General features: G+C 72.6%; 16 protein-coding genes. 10 read left to right on the top strand and 6 right to left on the bottom strand.

Going from position 1 to position 19,261, the window contains the following annotated elements; genetic code table 11:
- The first annotated feature begins 1 nt into the window (after window position 1).
- From AWQ68_RS45665 to AWQ68_RS08985, 7 genes are all read left to right on the top strand, one after another.
- Entirely contained in the window at window positions 2-532 is a 531-nt protein-coding gene (locus AWQ68_RS45665; RefSeq protein ID WP_281217601.1) for a thiamine pyrophosphate-dependent enzyme, read from the top strand.
- Window positions 529-1,506 (top strand): alpha-ketoacid dehydrogenase subunit beta, encoded by a 978-nt coding sequence (locus tag AWQ68_RS09010; protein ID WP_066937554.1) that lies wholly within the window; start codon window positions 529-531, stop codon window positions 1,504-1,506. Before AWQ68_RS45665 ends, AWQ68_RS09010 begins: the two co-directional genes overlap by 4 nt.
- On the top strand, window positions 1,503-2,738 hold the full coding sequence (locus tag AWQ68_RS09005; RefSeq protein ID WP_066937552.1) for a 2-oxo acid dehydrogenase subunit E2: 1,236 nt from the start codon (window positions 1,503-1,505) through the stop codon (window positions 2,736-2,738). The genes AWQ68_RS09010 and AWQ68_RS09005 overlap by 4 nt, the downstream gene beginning before the upstream one ends.
- Before the next feature lie 28 nt (window positions 2,739-2,766).
- Window positions 2,767-4,077, top strand: a complete 1,311-nt coding sequence (locus tag AWQ68_RS09000; RefSeq protein WP_306306801.1) for a GH1 family beta-glucosidase — start codon at window positions 2,767-2,769, stop codon at window positions 4,075-4,077.
- Window positions 4,078-4,150: 73 nt separating this feature from the next.
- Window positions 4,151-5,029, top strand: a complete 879-nt coding sequence (locus tag AWQ68_RS08995; RefSeq protein ID WP_066937546.1) for an aldose 1-epimerase family protein — start codon at window positions 4,151-4,153, stop codon at window positions 5,027-5,029.
- A gap of 19 nt (window positions 5,030-5,048) precedes the next feature.
- Entirely contained in the window at window positions 5,049-6,053 is a 1,005-nt protein-coding gene (locus tag AWQ68_RS08990; RefSeq protein ID WP_066937543.1) for a phosphotransferase family protein, read from the top strand.
- 87 nt (window positions 6,054-6,140) lie between these two features.
- Window positions 6,141-7,481: a class II 3-deoxy-7-phosphoheptulonate synthase gene (locus AWQ68_RS08985; protein ID WP_373281512.1), complete on the top strand. Its 1,341-nt coding sequence runs from the start codon at window positions 6,141-6,143 to the stop codon at window positions 7,479-7,481.
- Between the two features lie 150 nt (window positions 7,482-7,631).
- On the opposite strand, the gene AWQ68_RS08980 is transcribed toward AWQ68_RS08985, so the two are convergent.
- Window positions 7,632-8,000 (bottom strand): thioredoxin family protein, encoded by a 369-nt coding sequence (locus tag AWQ68_RS08980; RefSeq protein ID WP_066937540.1) that lies wholly within the window; start codon window positions 7,998-8,000, stop codon window positions 7,632-7,634.
- Between the two features lie 170 nt (window positions 8,001-8,170).
- On the opposite strand from AWQ68_RS08980, the gene AWQ68_RS08975 reads away from it, so the two are divergent.
- The 3 genes from AWQ68_RS08975 to cydC all read left to right on the top strand — a co-directional run bounded on the left by AWQ68_RS08975 (window position 8,171) and on the right by cydC (window position 13,531).
- The gene (locus tag AWQ68_RS08975; protein ID WP_066937537.1) at window positions 8,171-9,760 is read left to right on the top strand and encodes a pentapeptide repeat-containing protein; all 1,590 of its coding nucleotides are present in this window, start codon (window positions 8,171-8,173) and stop codon (window positions 9,758-9,760) included.
- Window positions 9,761-10,055: 295 nt separating this feature from the next.
- A complete protein-coding gene (cydD, locus tag AWQ68_RS08970) occupies window positions 10,056-11,756 on the top strand; it encodes a thiol reductant ABC exporter subunit CydD (RefSeq protein WP_066937534.1) in 1,701 nt (566 codons plus the stop codon).
- A complete protein-coding gene (cydC, locus tag AWQ68_RS08965) occupies window positions 11,753-13,531 on the top strand; it encodes a thiol reductant ABC exporter subunit CydC (RefSeq protein WP_245655812.1) in 1,779 nt (592 codons plus the stop codon). The genes cydD and cydC overlap by 4 nt, the downstream gene beginning before the upstream one ends.
- Window positions 13,532-13,744: 213 nt before the next feature.
- Here the strand turns inward: cydC and AWQ68_RS08960 are convergent, their stop codons facing one another.
- From AWQ68_RS08960 to AWQ68_RS08940, 5 genes are all read right to left on the bottom strand, one after another.
- Window positions 13,745-15,013 carry a S1C family serine protease gene (locus AWQ68_RS08960; protein WP_066937531.1) on the bottom strand — a complete coding sequence of 423 codons (1,269 nt, stop codon included), beginning with the start codon at window positions 15,011-15,013 and terminating at the stop codon, window positions 13,745-13,747.
- A gap of 238 nt (window positions 15,014-15,251) precedes the next feature.
- Complete coding sequence (locus tag AWQ68_RS08955) at window positions 15,252-16,379, bottom strand: Fic family protein (protein ID WP_066937764.1); 1,128 nt, start codon at window positions 16,377-16,379, stop codon at window positions 15,252-15,254.
- A gap of 81 nt (window positions 16,380-16,460) precedes the next feature.
- A complete protein-coding gene (locus tag AWQ68_RS08950; RefSeq protein WP_066937528.1) occupies window positions 16,461-17,303 on the bottom strand; it encodes a MetQ/NlpA family ABC transporter substrate-binding protein in 843 nt (280 codons plus the stop codon).
- Window positions 17,304-17,431: 128 nt separating this feature from the next.
- Window positions 17,432-18,088, bottom strand: coding sequence for a methionine ABC transporter permease (locus AWQ68_RS08945; RefSeq protein WP_066937525.1), 657 nt, complete (start codon window positions 18,086-18,088; stop codon window positions 17,432-17,434).
- A complete protein-coding gene (locus AWQ68_RS08940; RefSeq protein ID WP_066937522.1) occupies window positions 18,085-19,050 on the bottom strand; it encodes a methionine ABC transporter ATP-binding protein in 966 nt (321 codons plus the stop codon). The genes AWQ68_RS08945 and AWQ68_RS08940 overlap by 4 nt, the downstream gene beginning before the upstream one ends.
- Between the last annotated feature and the right edge of the window lie 211 nt (window positions 19,051-19,261).

Below are 19,261 nucleotides of genomic sequence, written 5' to 3'. Positions count from 1 at the left end.
CGTGTACGAGGCGCTGAACATGGCCGCGTTGTGGCGGCTCCCCCTCCTCGTGGTGGTCGAGCACAACGGCATCGCGCAGTCGACGCCGACGTCCGCGCAGCTCGCCGGGACGATCGGCGCGCGGGCCGCCGCGTTCGGCGTCCGCCACCACCGGATCACGTCCACCGAGGTCGAGGAGATCCGGGCCGAGCTCGCCCCGCTCGTCGCCGCCGTACGCTCCGAGCCGTCGCCGCTGGTCGCCGAGTTCGTCACGCACCGGATCGGCCCGCACAGCAAGGGGGACGACACGCGCTCCCTGGCGGAGATCGAGCGGGCGCGCCGGTCCGACTGGCACGCCCGCTACGCCGCGGCCGACCCGGAGCGGTTCGCCCGGATCGACCGGGAGCAGCGGGCGTTCGTCGACCGGCTCGTCGCCGAGGTCGCCGCGCGCCCGCTCGCGGCCCCCGCGGCTCCGCCCGCGCTCGCGGTTCCGCCCGCGCTCGCGGAGGAGTCGAGCCGGATCGCCGCCGGCGCGACGGGACGGCGGTCGTGACCCGGGTGTCCGAACACCTCAACCAGGCGCTGCACGACCTCATGGAGTCGGACCCCGCCGTGCACCTGCTCGGCGAGGACGTCTCCGACCCGTACGGCGGCGCGTTCAAGATCACACGAGGGCTGTCCGACCGGTTCGGCTCCCGGGTGAGGTCCACGCCGCTGAGCGAAGGGGGCATCGTCGGCGTCGGCGCGGGGCTGGCCCTCGCCGGGGACAAGGCCGTCGTCGAGATCATGTTCTCCGACTTCGTGACGCTGGCGTTCGACCAGATCGCGAACTTCGCCGCCAAGTCCACCGCCATGTACGGCAGGGCGGTGCCCGTGCCGCTCATCGTGCGCTGCCCGACCGGCGGCAACCGCGGATACGGCCCGACGCACAGCCAGAGCCTCCAGAAGCACTTCATCGGGGTGCCCGGCCTCTCGCTGTTCGAGATGACGCCGTTCCACGACGCGGGCGAGTTGTTCGCCCGGATGTTCGCGCTGAGCCGCCCGTGCCTGTTCTTCGAGGACAAGGTGCTCTACACCCGGCACATGCACCGGCTGGACGACCTGTTCCGGTTCGAGCTGACCGGGGAGACCGCGCGGGTCTTCGTCGGCGGCGCGGCGGAGCCCGACTGCACGCTCGTCACGCACGGGGGGCTGGTCCACCGGACGCTCGACGCCATGCGGACGCTCCTCGTGGAGGACGAGGTGGTCTGCGAGCTGCTGGTGCCCGCCCGGCTCTATCCGGTTCCGCACTTGCCGGGGCTGGAGAACGCCCGGCACGTCTGCGTGATCGACGACGGCGGCGAGGGCGGCAGCTGGAGCGCCGAGGTCGCCCGGGTGCTCTATCCACGCCTGTGGGGCAGGTTGCGCCGCCCGATCACCCTGGTCAACTCGGCGGACGCGGTGATCCCCGCCGCTCCCCACCTCGAACGCGACGTCCTGGTCCAGGCCGACCGCATCCGCGCCGCCGTACGTGAGGCGGTGTCGTGAGCGAGTTCCGGGTGCCCAAGCTCAACAACAACGACTCGGCGTACGTGCTGCTGGAGTGGCTGGCCGAGGACGGCGCCGCCGTACGGGCCGGGGATCCGCTGGTGACGGTGGAGACGTCCAAGGCGGTCGAGGAGCTGGCCGCCGAGGAGGCGGGCGTGCTGCGGCGGCTGCTCCAGGCGGGAGCCGAGTGCGTCCCCGGGCAGGCCATCGCGCGGTTGCTCGCCCGCGGCGCCGAAGCGACCGATGCCGAACCCGGCGTAGAACCCGGTGCCGGGCACTCCCCCGGCACGGCGCCGGACGCCGCGATGCCCGGCGACATCGTCATCACCGCTCCCGCCCGGAAGCTGATCGACGAGCTGGGCGTCTCCCCGGACGAGATCCGCGCGCTCGGCAGGAAGGTCGTCAGACGAGCGGATCTGGAGCACCTCGCCGCCGGGGGCTCGCGGGAGGCTCCGCCGCCCGGAGGGCCGGCGGAGCCCGGGCGGTCGCCCACGCCCGGCCTCCCGGCGATCCGCGGCGGCGAGGACAGGAAAGAGCCCGACGGGGGCGCGGCGGGGGAGCTGATCTCCCTGTCCCTGGCGCAGCTCAGGACGGCGGAGGTCGTCGAGCGGTCCCGGCGCGAGATCCCCTCGGCCTTCACCCTGGTGAACGTCGACGTGACCGACGCGCTGCCGCTCACCCGCGACCTCACCCGGCGGCTCCGGGCCCTCGTCGGGTTGCCGGAGCTGGTCGTCAAGGCCGTCGGAGGGCTGCTCGACGCCTTCCCGCTCTTCTTCGCCGCTCCGGCGGAGGGCCTGCGCGCCCGGCGCGCGACCGCCGCCGACGTGGGCGTGACGGTGGACGTGGGCCGGGGCCTGTTCATCCCGGTGGTCCGGGACGCGGGCGGCCGCTCCCTCGCCGAGATCGCCCGTGACCTCACCGGCTTCCGCCGTACGGCGTTGGAGGGGGCCTTCCGGGAGAGCGATCTCCGAGGCGGCGTGATCACGCTCACCCTGCACACGCACGACGGCGTCGCCGTGGCGACCCCCATCGTCTTTCCCGGCCAGACGTGCGCGCTGGCGCTCACCGCGCCCCGCTCCGAGGTGGTCCAGGACGGCGCCGGCTTCGCCGTACGGAAGGTCTGTGGACTGGGGCTTTCCTACGACCACCGTTTCGTCAACGGACGCGAGGCCGCGAAATTCCTCGCCGCGATCCGAACGGCGCTCGAAACCCCCGGACATTTCACGACATGAGAATTGGACGAGCCTGATGAATTCACCGGTGAGATTTCCCTCGGACTTCGTCTGGGGCGCCGCCACCGCCGCGTACCAGATCGAGGGGGCCACCCGCGAGGACGGCCGCGGCGTGTCCGTCTGGGACACCTTCAGCGCGGTGCCGGGCAACGTGCGCGACGGCGACACCGGGGAGACGGCGGCCGACCACTACCACCGCTACGCCGAGGACCTCGACCTCATGGCCGAGCTGCGACTGCAGAGCTACCGGTTCTCCGTCGCGTGGCCGCGGATCCAGCCGACCGGCTCCGGAGCGCCCAACCAGAAGGGTCTGGACTTCTACCGCAGGCTGGTCGACGGCCTGGTGGAGCGGGGCATCCGGCCCATGGCCACGCTGTTCCACTGGGACCTGCCGCAGGAGCTCCAGGACCGGGGCGGCTGGGAGAACCGGGACACGGCCGAGCGCTTCGCCGACTACGCCGAGATCGTGTTCGACGCACTGCACGTCAGGGACTGGCTCACCATCAACGAGCCGAAGACCGTCGTGGAGTGCGGCTACCGGAACGGCAGCCACGCCCCGGGCGTGCAGGACGACGCGCGGGCCTTCGTCGCGCTGCACCACCTGCTGCTCGGCCACGGGCTCGCCACGCGGCGGCTGCACGCCGCCCACCCGGGGCGGCGCATCGGCCCGGCGCTCAACCTGCACCCCAGCTATCCGGCGGACGAGAGCCCGGAGGCGCTCGCGGCGGCGCGGCACCAGGACGGTGTGGAGAACCGCCTCTACCTCGACCCGATCCTCAAGGGGAGCTACCCCGAGGACACCCTGGCCTGGATCGCGGAGCGGAGCCCGATGCCCGAGCACATCCGGGAGGGCGACCTCGCCGTGATCAGCGAGCCGATCGACCTGCTCGGCGTGCAGTACTACACGCCGATCTTCGTGGACGGCGCGGGCGAGCGGGTGATCAGCAACCCGAGGGCGCAGGCCGAGTGGCTGGAGATCTACCCCGAGGGCTTCCACGACATCCTGGTCCGGCTCAGGCGGGACTACGACGGCGTGCCGCTCGTGATCACCGAGAACGGCCTGGCGACCGTGGACGAACCGGACGCCGACGGGCGGGTGCGCGACGACGAGCGGATCGCCTACCTGCACGGCCACCTGCGCGCGATGCACCACGCGATGGCGGAGGGCGCCCGGGTGGAGGCGTACCACGTGTGGTCGCTGCTGGACAACTACGAGTGGGCCGAGGGGTACAGCCAGCGGTTCGGCATCGTGCACGTCGACTACGCGACCCAGCGCCGCACGCCGAAGGGCAGCGCCCTCTGGTACCGCGACGTCATCAAGTCGGGCGAGGTCCGCTGACGGACGGCCCGACCGCGCGGTTTTGGCTCGCTTACGCTGATATGACCGTCCCTCCGGCGAAAGGACACCCCCTGTGGCCCAGTACGAAATCATCGGCGGCGGCTACCACGCCGAGATCAGCCCCCTGGGCGCCGCCCTGCGGGTGCTCCGGCACGGCGGCCGCGACCTGGTGACGAGCTGGCCGGAGGACGGGCCCATCCCCTTCTACAGCGGCACGATCCTCGCTCCGTGGCCCAACCGGGTGGCGGGCGCGGCGTACGAGTTCGAGGGCGCGCGCCACGAGCTGCCCGTCAACGAGCCCGACCGCGGGAACGCCCTGCACGGGCTCGTCGCCGACGTCGCCTGGACGGTCGCCGAGCTGCTGCGGGCCGAGGACGACCACGGCTTCGTCCGGCTGACCCACACCGTCGAGCCGACGCCCGGCTACCCCTTCCGCCTCGCCCTCCAGGTGCGCCACGAGGTCTCCGCGCACGGGCTGACCACCACCCTCACCGCCGAGAACGTCGGCGACACCGCCGCGCCGTACGGCTGCGGCCCGCACCCCTGGCTGCTCGCCGGCCCGGACGTCGAGGCGTACGAGCTCGACCTGCCCGCCGGGCGGGTGCTGCTGACGGACGACCTGCTCCGCCCGCGCGAGCTGGCGGACGTCTCCGCCACGCCGTACGACTTCCGGCGGCCCCGCCCGATCGGGGCCACCGCGATCGATCACGCGTTCACCGGCCTGACCGAGGGCCGGGTGCGGCTGCGCGGGCCGGAGGGCGGGGTCGAGATCTCCTGGGACACGGCGACGATGCCGTGGGCGCAGGTCTGCACGGGCACCGGGCTCGGCCACCGGGGCGTGGCCGTGGAGCCGATGAGCTGCCCGCCGGACGCCTTCAACTCGGGGACCGACCTCGTCGTGCTCAAGCCGGGGGACACGCACGAGGCGGCCTGGACGATAACCGCCCTCTAACCCCCTTCAGGAAATACAAATGGATAGCAGGACGAAGCGGAGGCTCTCCCCCGCTCAGCTCAGCACCCTGGTGCTCCACGCGCTCGGGGCGGGCGTCGTGTCCGCGCGGGAGCTGCCCGACGGCTTCGCCAACGCCGTGTGGCGGCTCGGGCTGGACGACGGCCGCGACGTGGTGCTCAAGGTCGGACCTCCCCCGGACCTGGAGCTGCTGAGGTACGAGCGGGACCTGCTGCGGACCGAGGCCATGGTCTACCACCTGGCCTCGGCCGCGGGCCTGCCCCTCCCGACCCTGCTGCACGCGCGCTACGACGACCCCATGGTCGGCGGCGACTATCTGATCCTCACGGCGCTCGACGGCGTGCCCTGGAACCGCGCCTCGCTCTCTCCTGAACAGGAGAGCGACCTACGGTTCGAGCTCGGCCGCCACCTCGCCCGCCTGCACACGATCCCCGGCGACGGCGTCTTCGGCTACCCGTACGCGGGGCTGACCGGGCGGAGCTGGCGGGAGGCGTTCCTCGCCATGGTGGGGGCGATCCTCGACGACGCGGTGCGCTACGGGACGCCGCTGCCCGCCTCGCTCCTGGAGATCGCCGGCCTGGTCCACGCCAACGCGTACGCGCTGGACCGGGTGACCCGGCCCGCGCTCGTCCACTTCGACGTCTGGCCGGGCAACGTCTTCCTCACCGGCACGGGAGACGCCGGTGGCGGGGCGCCGCGGATCCAGGCCCTGATCGACCATGAACGGGCGTTCTGGGGCGATCCGCTCGCCGATTTCGTCACGCCCACGCTGTTCGAGGACCTGCGGGACGACGACCCGATGCTGGCGGGCTATCGGGAGGCGGGCGGGATCGTGCCCGCGGATCCGGAGGCGCCGATCCGCGACGCCCTTTACCGGGCGTACCTGTATCTGATCATGCTCGTGGAGGACGGCCCCCGGCAGTATCCTGAAGAGTCGTACGCGCCCGTCCGGGCGCGCACGGCGGAGTGTCTCGCGCGGTCGCTCGACGTCCTTCGCGGCCGGTGACGCCGGCCCGGCGCGGCCGTCCGCGACGTGATCTCATTCCGTGGACAGGGCGGTGAGATTCACCGACCGTGTGCAATAGCCTGGTATATCGTGAGCGCAAACAATCTCGATTCATGGCGTGACCTGCCTGCGGCCCAGCAGCCAGACTGGCCCGACCGTGCCGAACTGGACAAGGTCGTGGCCGAGCTGCGGGGGCTCCCGCCCCTGGTGTTCGCCGGGGAGTGCGACGATCTCAAGGCGCGCCTGGCCGCCGTGGCCCGCGGCGAGGCCTTCGTCCTGCAGGGCGGAGACTGCGCGGAGACCTTCTCCGGCGCCACCGCGGACAACGTCCGCAACAAGCTCAAGACGCTGCTCCAGATGGCGATCGTGCTCACCTACGCCGCGAAGGTCCCGGTCGTCAAGATCGGCCGGCTGGCGGGCCAGTTCGCCAAGCCGCGTTCCAAGAACACCGAGGTCCGCGACGGTGTGGAGCTGCCCGCCTACCGCGGCGACATGGTCAACGGCTTCGAGTTCACCGCCGAGGCCCGCACGCCGGACCCGGACCGGCTGCTGCGCGCCTACCACTCCTCGGCCGTCACGCTGAACCTGGCCCGCGCGTTCGCCAAGGGCGGCTACGCCGACCTGCGCCAGGTCCACGCGTGGAACCAGGACTTCGTGGCCGCGTCCCCGGCGGGGCAGCGGTACGAGCAGCTCGCCCGCGAGATCGACCAGGCCCTCGCGTTCATGCGGGCCTGCGGCCCCGAGCCGGCCGAGTTCCACACGGTGGACTTCTACTCCTCGCACGAGGCGCTCATCCTCGACTACGACCGCGCGCTCACCCGCATCGACTCCCGGACCGGCCTGCCGTACGACGTGTCGGCGCACATGGTGTGGATCGGCGAGCGCACCCGGCAGCTCGACGGCGCGCACGTCGAGTTCTTCAGCAAGATCCAGAACCCGATCGGGGTGAAGCTCGGGCCGACGACCACGCCCGAGGAGGCGCTCACGCTGGTCGAGAAGCTCAACCCGGACAACGAGCCCGGACGACTCACCTTCATCAGCCGCATGGGCGCCGGCAAGGTCCGCGAGGCGCTGCCGACGCTGGTGGAGAAGGTCACGGCCGGCGGCGCCTCGGTGGCGTGGATCTGCGACCCGATGCACGGCAACACCTTCGAGGCCCCGAGCGGCCACAAGACCCGCCACCTGGACGACGTGCTGGACGAGGTGGCCGGGTTCTTCGAGGTGCACCGGGCGCTGGGCACCCACCCGGGCGGCATCCACATCGAGTTCACGGGTGACGACGTGACCGAGTGCGTGGGCGGCGGCCACCCGATAGTGGAGGAGGACCTGGCGCTGCGCTACGAGACCGCCTGCGACCCGCGCCTCAACCGCGGCCAGTCGCTGGATCTGGCCTTCCGCGTCGCGGAGCTCTACCGCTCGCAGCACTGAGCGGTGCGCTTCGGCGGCGCCGTACGACGCCGAACCGCCGGTTCCGAGCACCGCTCGTGAACCGGCGGCCCTCGCCGGGCCGTCGGATCTTCGCCGACGGCTCGGGACGGCCCGGCCACCAGCCCGCGCGCACGCGGGCCGGTACGGGCCTTACTTCTTCTGCTCCACCTCCGCCGCGATCTCGGCGCGGATGGCGTCCATGTCGAGCCCGCGGAGCTGCTTGATCAGGTCCTCGAGCGCCGGAGCGGGCAGCGCCCCCGGCTGGGCGAAGACCACGATGCCGTCCCGGATCGCCATGATCGTGGGGATCGCCGTGATGTCGAACCCTTCCGACAGAGCGGGCTGGGCCTCCGTGTCGATCTTGCCGAACGTGATGTCGGAGTGCTGCTCCGACGCCTTCTCGAAGATCGGCGCGAACGAACGGCAGGGGCCGCACCACGACGCCCAGAAGTCCAGCAGGACGATGCCCTTGTCGGCGATGTCGTTGAAGTTCTTCTCGGTTACCTCGATGGTCGCCACGGCGACTCCTCTCGTCTGCGTTTTCGCCCGCATAACCACGTGCCCACCGCCCAGCATTCCATCCGGCCGCCCCCGGCGCGCACGGCGACCGACCACCTCACCTTTCCGGGACCGAAGCCTCACTCACCGCGAACGTCCTGTACACCGGCGAATGCGGGTATGTCTCTCCTATGCCCCCAAGCCTTCTCGACGTCGGCTGGATCACGTGCGCGCGCGACGACTGCCCCGGCGCCGCGCATCCGCCGTACGGACGCTGTCTGGCGCACCTGGACCCCGGCGAGCTGGAGTCCGCGCTCCGGGCCCTCTCCCCCGGACACGCCGTCGATCTGCGCGGCACGGCGGTGAGCGCCGAACTGCTCGACCTCGTGCTGGACGCGGCCGGCCGCCGCCTCGGCCGGGCCCGTTTCGACCTGGCCCGCTTCACCGGTCCCGCGCGGTTCGCCGGGGTGGAGTTCCTGGGCGACGCGACGTTCGACCGGGCCCGCTTCGACGGCCTGGCCTCGTTCTTCGGCGCCCGGTTCACCGGCAACGCCTCCTTCGGCGAGGCGGTGTTCGCCCGCGAGCTGACCATGCACGGCTCCCGCGTCCACGGCCACGCCTCGTTCGACCGGTCCAGCGTGGGCAGCGACGCGCTCTTCGGCGACGCCTGCCTGTCGTCGGCGTCCTTCGACCGGGCCGAGTTCCGCGGGTTCACCTCGTTCGACGGCACCCTGTTCCACGGCGAGGCCCGGTTTCGCGGCGCCCGGTTCCGGCGGGCCGTCTCCCTGTCCCGTGCCTGGTTCGACGGCGCCGCCGCGTTCGAGGGCGCGCGGTTCACGGACGGGGCGTTCCTGTCTCCCAGATCGGTCGCCGGGCGGCTCAACCTCGCGGGGGCGCGGGCCGACGGCAAGCTGGAGATCGACGCGTCCGGCTGCCTGGTCGACCTCAGGAACGCCCGGACCGAGGGACGGCTGACGCTCCGGCTCGACGACGCCGACGTGGACCTGCACGGCCTCGTCTCCCGCGGCCAGGCGAGCGTCGTGCGCCGCTCCGGCCGGGTGCGGGTGCTGTCCCTGGAACGGCTCGACGTCGACCGGCTGACCCTGTCGGGCGCGGACCTGAGCGGATGCCACCTCGCCGGGGTGCCCGACCCGGGACGGCTGCGGCTGTCCGGCTGCGTGTTCGCCACCACCCCGCGCGGCGTCCAGCTCCGGCTGAGCTGGCCGCCCGTCCGGTGGTGGAGCAGGCGCCAGATCCTCGCCGACGAGCACGCCTGGCGCTTCGGCCCGGCCCGGCCGGCGCTCGATCCCGGCCGTCTGAAACATCTGTACACGGGCCTGCGGGTGGACGACGACCGCACCGCGACCGACTTCGCGTTCGGCGCGATGGAGATGCGCCGGATGGCCGCCGCCGGTCCCGCCGCCCGGGCCGTCCTCGGCGTCTACTGGCTGCTGTGCGGGTACGGCCTGCGGACCGGCCGCGCGCTCGCCTGGCTGGTCCTCGTCGCCGCGGTCGCCGCCGGGAGCCTGCTGTGGTCGTCCTCGGCTCCCCAGCACGTGGCCCGCCGCCCGCCGTGGACGGGGAGCGGCGTTCCCGCGCAGGCGCCGCCGCCCGGCGCGCGCGCCGTCGTGCCCCGCCCGCGTGCCGGGGCATCCGCCGTCCGTGGCACTGTGTCCCGTACGCGTCCCACTCGCTCCGGCGTCGCCGTACGCGCCGATCTGACGGCCCGGGTGGCGCGCCGGCCCGGCGATTCCGGCGATCTTCCCCGGCCGCGGCCCTGACCTCCGGCCCTGACCGAGACGGCCGCTACCTCCGGCCGCGATCCCGTCGAGCACCACGTGCTGCGCACCACGGTCTCGGGATCATCGGGAACCGGCTCACCTCGGCGGCGACGGCGGTGCAACGCCCGCCCCGAAATCGGCACCGGCCCCACCGGATGCCATGGTGGTCCCGCGGCCTCGATCGTTTCCGTCCGAGAGGCCGCCCGGGCGCCGTGGCGATCGTGCACGCTCTCTCCGGCTCACGAGATCGCGCACGTCGGGGGCACTGCGGGCTTTCGGGAATACTGAAGGATATATGCACAAAGATCTCCTGCGGCTCGCCCGCGCGGAACCGGCCGTGCGGCGCCATCTGGCCGTCTGCCTCGCCGCCGCCGTCCTCGCCGGTCTGCTCGTGCTCGCGCAGGCCGAGCTGCTCTCGGGCGTGCTGTCCGGGAGGTTCGCCGTGGCGGCCCTCCTCCCCCTGGTCGGGGTCGTGGTCGTGCGCGGCGCGCTCGGCTGGCTCCAGGGTGTGTCGGCCGGCCGTACGGCCACCGGCGTCAAGTCGGTCCTGCGCGCCCGGCTGATGCGGCGGTTCCAGGAGTCCGGACCGGCGGGATCGCGCTCGGGTGAGCTGGTCACGCTCGTGGGCCGCGGCCTCGACGCGCTCGATCCCTACCTGACCGGGTACCTGCCCGCGGCGGCGGTCGCGTCCGTCGTGCCCATCGCCGTGCTGGCCCGGCTCTTCGTCGCCGACCTCGCCAGCGCGCTGATCGTCCTGGTCACGCTTCCGCTCATCCCGGTCTTCGGCGCTCTGGTGGGGTGGACGACCAAGACCGTGACCGAACGGCAGTGGCGGGCGCTGTCCCGGCTCGGCGGGCACTTCCTGGACGTGGTGCGCGGCCTGCCGACGCTCCGGGCCTTCGGGCGGGCGCGCTACCAGTCCACGGTGATCCGCGAGGTCGCCGCCGCCCACCGGGCGGCCACGATGCGCACGTTGCGGGTGGCGTTCCTGTCGTCCCTGGTGCTGGAGCTCGTCGCCTCGCTCTCGCTCGCCCTCGTGGCCGTTCCCGTCGGGCTCCGGCTGCTGTCGGGCTCGCTCCACCTCGACACGGCCCTGCTCGTCCTCCTGCTCGCTCCGGAGGCGTACCTGCCGCTGCGGGCGATGGGCACGAAGTTCCACGCGTCCGTCGAAGGTGTGGCGGCCGCGGACGAGGCGTTCGCCCTGCTCACCCCGGCGTCCGGGGACCGGGACGACCGGGCCGCGGGGACGCGGGACGCCCGGCCCCGGGAGGCCCGTCGCGAAGGCACGCGGCCCCCGGAGATCCGCCTTGAGCACGTGACCGTCCGCTATCCCGGCCGGGAAGAGCCCGCGCTCGACGACGTGTCCCTCGTCGTCGCGCCCGGCGAGCGGGTCGCGCTCGTCGGAGAGAGCGGCGGCGGGAAGAGCACGCTGCTCCACCTGCTCCTCGGGTTCGTCACGCCGTCCGAGGGCCGGGTGCTGGTCGACGGCGTCGATCTCGCCACCCTCGACCCGGACGAATGGCGCCGCAGACTGGCCTTCGTGCCGCAGCGGCCGCACCTGTTCGCCATGTCGGTCGCGGACAACATCGGGCTGGGCGGCGACGCCTCCCCCGAGCAGATCCGCGCGGCGGCGGCCTCCGCGCAGGCCGCCGGCTTCGTCGAGGCGATGCCGCAGGGCTACGAGACGGTGCTCGGCGAGCGCGGTGTGAACCTGTCGGCGGGGCAGCGCCAGCGGGTCGCGCTGGCCCGGGCCTTCTGCCGGCCGTCGGCGGAGGTTCTGCTGCTCGACGAGCCCACCGCCCGCCTGGACGGCCGCAGCGAGGCCGCCGTGGTGGAGGCCACCCGCACCCTGGCCGAGGGCCGTACGGCGATCGTGGTGGCGCACCGCCCCGCGATGATCGGCCTCGCCGACCGGGTCGTCCGCATCGGGGCGGGCCGGATCGTCCACGACCGCCACGCCGACGCCCTCGCGGCGGAAGGGGGCGACGCCCGATGACCGCCACGACCGACACCACCGGCACGGCGAGTGGCCGCGCCGGCGGGAGCGTCCGGGGAGCCCGGATGATCAGGACGCTTCTCGGCCCGGGGATGGCCCGCAGGCTGGTCGTCGCCGCGCTCGCCGGTTCGGCCGCCGACCTGGCAGGGGTCGCGCTGATCGCGTCGGCGGCGTGGCTGATCACCCGGGCCGCCGAGCAGCCGCCGCTGGCCGCGCTCTCGGTCGCGATCGTCGGAGTGCGCGCGTTCGCGACCGGCAAGGGCGTGCTGCGCTACGCGGAGCGCCTCACCGGGCACGACGTCGCGCTGCGCGCGCAGGCGGCCACGCGGGAGCGGCTGTACGAGTCGCTGATCCCCGCCGGGCCGCTCCGCCAGCGCGGCGCCGACCTGCTCAGCCGCATGGTGGACGACACCGAGGCGGTGCAGGACCTGCTGGTCCGCTGCCTGCTGCCCGCGATCGCCGCGCTGCTCACCGGGGTCGCGGCCGTCGTCATCGGCGCGTTCCTGCTGCCGGTGGCCGCGCTCGTGCTCGCCCTCGGGCTGCTGGTCGCGGGCGTGCTCCTCCCCGCGGGCACGGCCGCCGCCGCCCGCCGCTGGTCGGCCAGGATCGCCCCGGCGCGAGCCGAGCTGGCGGCCCGGGTGGCCGACCTGGTCCACGGCGCGGCCGACCTCGCCGCGTACGGGGCGAAGGAGCGGGCGCTCTCAGAGGGCATGGCGGCGGACGCCCGTCTCGCCGCGCTGGAGCGGGGGCAGTCCAGGATCAACGCGACCGCCCTCGGTCTCGGCGTCCTTCTCCAGGGATCGACCGTGGCGGCGATCACGCTGATCGCCCAGTCCGCCGGGCTCGGCCAGGTGGCGACCGCCGTTCTCGCCCTGACCGCGCTGGTCTCCTTCGAGCCGGTGCTGCCGCTGGCCGCGGCCGGGGAGCGCTTCGCGGGGGTGTCCGCCGCGCTGCGCAGGCTGGCGGAGATCCGGGCGACCCCGGTGGCGGTGACCGAACCGGACGCGCCCGCGCCGCCGCCGGAGGCGCCGCTGACCGTGGAGGTGGCGGACCTCGTCGTCCGCCACGGCGACCGCGCCCCCGCGCTCGACGGGGTCAGCCTGACCCTCACCCCGGGCCGGAGGATGGCGGTCGTCGGGCCGAGCGGAGCCGGGAAGAGCACCCTGCTGTCCGCGCTGATGCGCACCGTGGACGTCGAGTCGGGAACCATCAGGATCAACGGGGCGGACATCCGTTCCTACGCCACGGACGACGTCCGCGCGGTGATGACGGGGCTGACCCAGGATCCGTACGTGTTCCAGGCGCCGTTCCGCGACAACCTGCGCCTCGCCGGGCCGGAGGCGTCCGAAGGCGAGCTGGCCGAGGCCGTACGGCGGGCACGGCTGGACGCGTGGGCGGACCGCACCGGCTGGGACACGGTGCTCGGCGAGGACGGCCGGACCGTGTCGGGCGGCCAGCTCCAGCGTCTGGCGCTCGCGCGGGCCCTGCTCTTCGACCCGTCGGTGCTGCTGCTCGACGAGCCGGCGGAGGCTCTGGACGAGGAGACGGCCGACGCGCTGACCGCCGACCTGCTCGACGCGACGCGGGGCCGGACGACCCTGCTCGTCACCCACCGGCTGCGCGGGCTGGAGCAGGTCGACGAGATCGTGGTCCTGGAGGACGGCCGGGTGACCCAGCGCGGCACGCACGCCGAGCTGGTGTCGGCACCCGGCTACTACCGGGATCTGTGGGAGTCCGAGACCCTGATCGCGTCATCCCGCGCCTCCGACAGCTGACCTCGGCTGCGTCCCGATACGCCGGTGCGCGCCTGGTCCCGCGCGTCGTCCGCTCGGAACGCTCTCGGCGGGAAGGCGAGCTCCGTCGGCCCGGACTTCCCCGCGTGGTCCCCTTCCGGCCGTCACCGGGGGACGACGAAAAACCGCCCGGGCGGCAGCCGGACCTCGGAGGTCGGCGCGGAGCCCGGGCGGGGACGAATCGATGGGGTCCGGTCAGTTGCTGTTCTCGGTGAGGGTGAAGGTGGCGGTGGAGGGCCGGCCGTTCCGGGTGTAGGTCAGGGTGATCTCGTCGCCCGGCTGGTGGCGGCGGATGACGCCGACCAGCGTCTCCGCGTCACCGACGAGCGTGTTGTCGATCTTGGTGATCAGGTCGGCCTCCTTGAGGCCGGCCTTGTCGGCGGGGCTGCCCTTGGTGATCGACGCGATCACCGCGCCGGCCGCCTCGCCGGTCGCGTCAGCGACGCTCACGCCGAGCCAGGCGTGGGTCGCCTTGCCCGTCTTGATGAGCTGCTCGGACACCTGCTTGGCCGTGTTGATCGGGATGGCGAAGCCGACGCCGATGTTGCCGGAGCTGGAGCCCGAGGTCGCGATGGCGGTGTTGATGCCGATCACCTGACCGGCCGCGTTGACCAGCGCGCCACCGGAGTTGCCCGGATTGATCGCCGCGTCGGTCTGGATCATGCCGCCGATGGTCACCTGCTGGGCCGGCTGCTGCTGCTCCTGCCCCCAGGGGAACTGCGGCTGCTGCTCCTGGCCGCCCTCCGTCAGCGTACGGTCGAGCGCGCTCACGATGCCCGAGGTCACCGAGCCCTCCAGGCCGAGCGGGCTGCCGATCGCGAGAACCGAGTCGCCCACCTGGAGCCGGTCACTGTCGCCGAGGCTCGCCGGGGTGAGGCCGGAGACGTCCTGCGCCTGGATCACCGCGAGGTCGGTGGCCGGGTCGGTGCCCTTGATCGTGGCCGAGGCGGTCTTCCCGTCGCTGAACTTGACGGTGACGATCGCGCCCTGCCCGGCCTCGGCGACCACGTGGTTGTTGGTGAGGATCAGACCGTCGCCGGAGAGGATGACGCCCGACCCCTCACCTCCGCCGGTCCGGGTCTTGACCTTGATCGACACCACCGACGGCTGGATGGCCTTGGCCACCGCCGCGATGCTGTTCCCCGAGCTGTTCGACACGGGGAGGACCGGCGAGGAGACGACGGTCGTGCTTCCACTGAAACCGGTCGCGACGAAGGCCCCCGCGACCCCGCCGCCCAGGGCCACCGCGGCGAGGGCGAGCCCGGCGATCGCCTTCTGCCCGCCGGTCCATCCCTGCTTCACGGGCTGCTGGAGCGAGGGCGCGGCGAACGCCGCCGTGTCGCCCTGCTGGGGTCGGCCGCCGTAGGTGCCGTACTGTCCGTGCTGCGGCGGGGTGCTGCCGAACTGGCTCCATCCGTGGCCCGTCGTGCTCTCGTTCTCGGGCGTCCGCTCCTCGGAGCTCATCGTCTTCCCCCTCGTGCTGCCAGGTCTTCCGGTCTCTTTTTCCGGTACGTCTCAACCATGCCAAACGACCTGTAAGGTCACGCTAAGCGATCAGCGGGAGCCGGGGACTTCCGCGCCCTCATGCCTGTGGACAGCGGGGTTCCGGCGCTCGTCCGGCTTCGGCGGTCCGACCGCCTGCCCTTCCCAACCCTTGCCGTTCTCCGACTGTTCCCGCCCCGCCGCGGATCGGCACGCCGCACTACGCGTACGGGTCGCGCAGGGGGACGGCGCGGCCCGCGAACTCCTCCCGGATGGCCAGCATCTTGGGCCCGGGGGCGTAGAAGCGTCCCTTGGTCTCGCCGTACGGGCTGAGCCAGTCGTGCGCGGCGAGCTCACGCAGGTCGCGGGCCGCCTGCCCCTGGCTGAGGGACTCGTCGGCCTGGTACATGCTCCTGCGCAGCCGTCGGGAGACGAAGACCTGGTAGAGCGCCGAGACGCAGCGGGGATGCAGCCCCTCCGCGTCCGCCCGCTCCTCCAGCAGCATCCAGACCTCGCCCGCCTCGGCCAGCCGCCGCTGGACGCGCTGCGCCTGCATGTGGTGGCAGCGCAGCACGAACCGCACCCACGGAAGCGTGTCCCCGTGGGGGCTCCAGCGGCCACGGCCCACCTCTCCGAGGACGTCGTAGTAGTCGTACGTCGTCCGCCCCTCCCCCAGCCACTCCTCGATGGAGGAGAACTCCGGCATGGTGATCTGGTCGCGGGCGAGCACCAGGGTCTGCAGCGCGCGGGACATGCGCCCGTTGCCGTCCCTCCACGGGTGGATCTTCACGAGATTCAGGTGGGCCATGGCGCCGCGGACGTAGTTGGGAGCGTCAAGGTCGCCGGCGTTCAGCCAGTCCACCAGCTCGTCGAGCAGGGCCGATACGGCCTCGTGGTCGGGCCCCTCGTAGACGACCTCGCCGGTCGCGGCGTTGCGCACGTAGATCCCGCCGGGGCGGACGGTACCCGGCGTCTTGTCGACGTGGTGGCCGATCATCATGAAGTTGAGCGCGTTGAGCAGGCCGACGTCGAACCGGAAGGACGACGCCTTCGCCAGCAGGGAGATGTAGGTCAGCGCCTGCTGGTACCCCGCGATCTCCCGGGCCACCGCGGCGGAGGCCTCCAGCGGCTCCTCGCCGACCATGATGGACTCGATGTCCTCGACGCTCGCGCGATAGCCCTCGATGGAGTTGGACCCCTGGATGGCGCGCGCCTGGAGTTGACGGCGCAGCTGGCCGTCCCAGCGATGGGTCTCGGCCAGGCGGTACTTCAGGTCCCGCCGCATCTCCTCGACCTCGCCGAGGATCTTCTCATCGGCCGGTTCGAGGTCCGGCGTTCCGTACAGCATGCAGCCCATAACAGCATGGGCGAATCATTCGGTCAAGCGACCGAATGATTCGCCCATGAATGTCGGCTTTGTGAGCGGCGATCAGAACGCCGGGATCACGGCGCCCTTGTACTTGTCCTCGATGAACTGCTTCACCTCGGGGCTGGTCAGCAGCTTCGAGAGCGTGACGATCCGGGGGTCGCTCTCGTGCCCCTCGGCCACGACCAGGCCGTTGGCGTACGGGTTGCCCTCGGCCTTCTCCAGGACCAGCGCGTCGCCGCTCGGGTTCAGGCCCGCTTCGAGGGCGTAGTTGCCGTTGATGACGGCGGCGTCCACGTCCTCCAGGGAGCGCGGGAGCTGGGCGGCCTCAAGCGGCTGGAACTTGATCTGCTTGGGGTTGCCGGTGACGTCGCGCTCGGTCGCGGCGGTGCCGACGCCGTCCTTGAGGGTGATCAGGCCGTTGTCGGCGAGCAGCTTGAGCGCGCGGCCGAGGTTGGTGGCGTCGTTCGGCACGGCCACGGTCGCGCCCTGCCCGATCGAGGCCACGTCCTTGATCTTCTTGGAGTAGAGGCCGAGCGGCTCCAGGTGGACCGACGTGAGGTACGTCAGCTTGGTGCCCTTGGAGGCGTTGAAGTCGTCGAGGTACGGCTTGTGCTGGAAGTAGTTCGCCCCGAGCTGGCCGTCCTGGAGCTGGAGGTTCGGCTGGACGTAGTCGCTGAACTCCACGATCTCCAGCTTGAGCCCGGCGGCGGGGGCCAGCTTGTCCGCGACGAACTTCATGATCTCCGCGTGCGGCACCGGGCTCACGCCGACCTTGAGCGGCTCACTCGCGGCGGCGGTGCCCGACGCGGTCGCCTCGGACGAGGACGGGGACGACGACGAGCCGCAGGCCGCCAGGCCGAGCGACAGCCCGACGGCGAGCACGAGCCCGAACAACTTGCGCATGGTGTGACCACTCCTTGGTGGGTCGGTGTGTGCGGAAAACCGCCCGGCGTCTCCCGGGCCGCCCGATGCCGGGCCTTCCGGGAACGACGGGAACGGTGAAATCAGGTCGAAGGGGAAAGGAGGCGGCGTCAGCGGCGGGTCAGCCTGTGGCTGACGGCGTCGCCGAGGCTCTGGACGGCCTGCACGATGACCACCAGCACCACGACCGTGACGATCATGAGGCCGGTCTCGAAGCGCTGGTATCCGTACCGGACCGCGAGGTCGCCCAGCCCGCCGCCGCCGATCACGCCCGCCATCGCCGAGTACGAGATCAGCGTGACGACCGTGACAGTCAGCGCGGCGATCAGGCCGGGCAGCGCCTCGGGCAGCAGGACCTTGCCCACGATCGTGCCCCGGCTCGCGCCCATGGCCTGCGCGGCCTGGACGACGTCCCGGCCGACCCCGCGCAGGGCGGTCTCCACCAGCCGCGCGAAGAACGGCACGGCGCCGATGGTGAGCGGCACCGCCGCCGCGCCGGTGCCGATGGTGGTGCCGGTGATCATCCTGGTGACGGGGATGACCGCGATCATCAGCACGATGAAAGGCAGCGAGCGGCCGACGTTGACCACCACCCCGAGGACCCGGCGGACGACGGGGGCGGGGAACAGCCCGCCCCTGTCGGTCGCGACCAGGGCGACGCCGAGGGGCAGCCCGAACAGGACGGTGAACAGCGTGGACCAGGCGACCATCTGCGCGGTCTGCCCGGTGGCCTCCCACAGCAGGGGGCTCATGTCCGACCAGGTCATCGGCTCGCCACCTCCACCAGCAGGCCGCGGTCGCGCAGATAGCGGAGCGCCGCATCCGACTCCTCGCCCGTCAGGCGTACGCGGAGCCGCCCGGCCGAGACGCCGGCGACGTCCTCGAGGGCGCCGCCGAGGATGTTCACGTCCACGTCGAACTTGCGTACGACCTGGGAGACGACCGGCTCGTCGGCGCGGCCGGAATAGGTTCCGGTGAAGGTGATCGTCACGCTGCCGGGTTCGGCGGGCGGCAGCGGGAAGAGCTCCTCGGTGAGCCGGGAACCCGGCCGGGCCAGCAGGTCGGCGATCCGTCCCGCCTCCTCGATCCGGCCCTCGCTCATGATGGCGGCCGAGTCGCAGACGGACTTGATGACGTCCATCTCGTGCGTGATCAGCAGGATGGTCAGCCCGAAGTCGCGGTTGAGCCGCTTGAGCAGGGCGAGGATCGACTGCGTGGTGCCGGGGTCGAGCGCCGAGGTGGCCTCGTCCGACAGGAGCACCGACGGACGGCCCGCGAGGGCGCGCGCGATGCCGACGCGCTGCTTCTGACCGCCGGAGAGCTGCGCGGGGTACGCGCCCGCCTTCCCGGCCAGCCCCACCAGGTCGAGCAGTTCCTCCACGCGCCGCGCCCGCTCGTCGCGCGGCACGCCCATGATCTCCAGCGGGAAGGCGACGTTCCCCGCGACTGTGCGCGAGGACAACAGCGCGAAGTGCTGGTGGATCATGCCGATGCCCTGCCGGGCGCGGCGCAGCTCCCGCTCGCCCAACGCGGTCAGCTCCTGGCCGCCGACGGTGACGGATCCCTCCGTCGGGCGTTCCAGCAGGTTGACGCAGCGCAGGAGCGTGCTCTTGCCGGCTCCGCTCCGACCGAGCACGCCGAAGATCTCGCCTTCGCGGACGTGGAGATCCACGCCGTCGACGGCCACGACGGAGCCGTAGGCCTTGCGCAGGCCGGACACTTTGATCACGAGACTTCCCCTGGAACGACGACATCGGCGGCGGAGCACGGGCGCGGCCGACGGGTCCCGGGCGGGAAGGGCAGGTGGCTGAAGCGGCGCAGGACCAGGAAGTCCGAGGGGGAGATCATGAACGGGCCTTCGGAGCGAGTGTCGATCAATGGAATGGGGCTCAGGCCGGGCGACAGCCGCACATCATCACGCCCCGCATCCGCAGGGGCAT

This window comes from Microtetraspora fusca (genome assembly GCF_001570365.1).
In the GTDB taxonomy this organism is placed as follows: Bacteria; Actinomycetota; Actinomycetes; order Streptosporangiales; family Streptosporangiaceae; genus Microtetraspora; species Microtetraspora fusca.
Note: the sequence above shows the minus strand (reverse complement) of the source record. Positions and strands in the feature narration are given on the sequence as shown.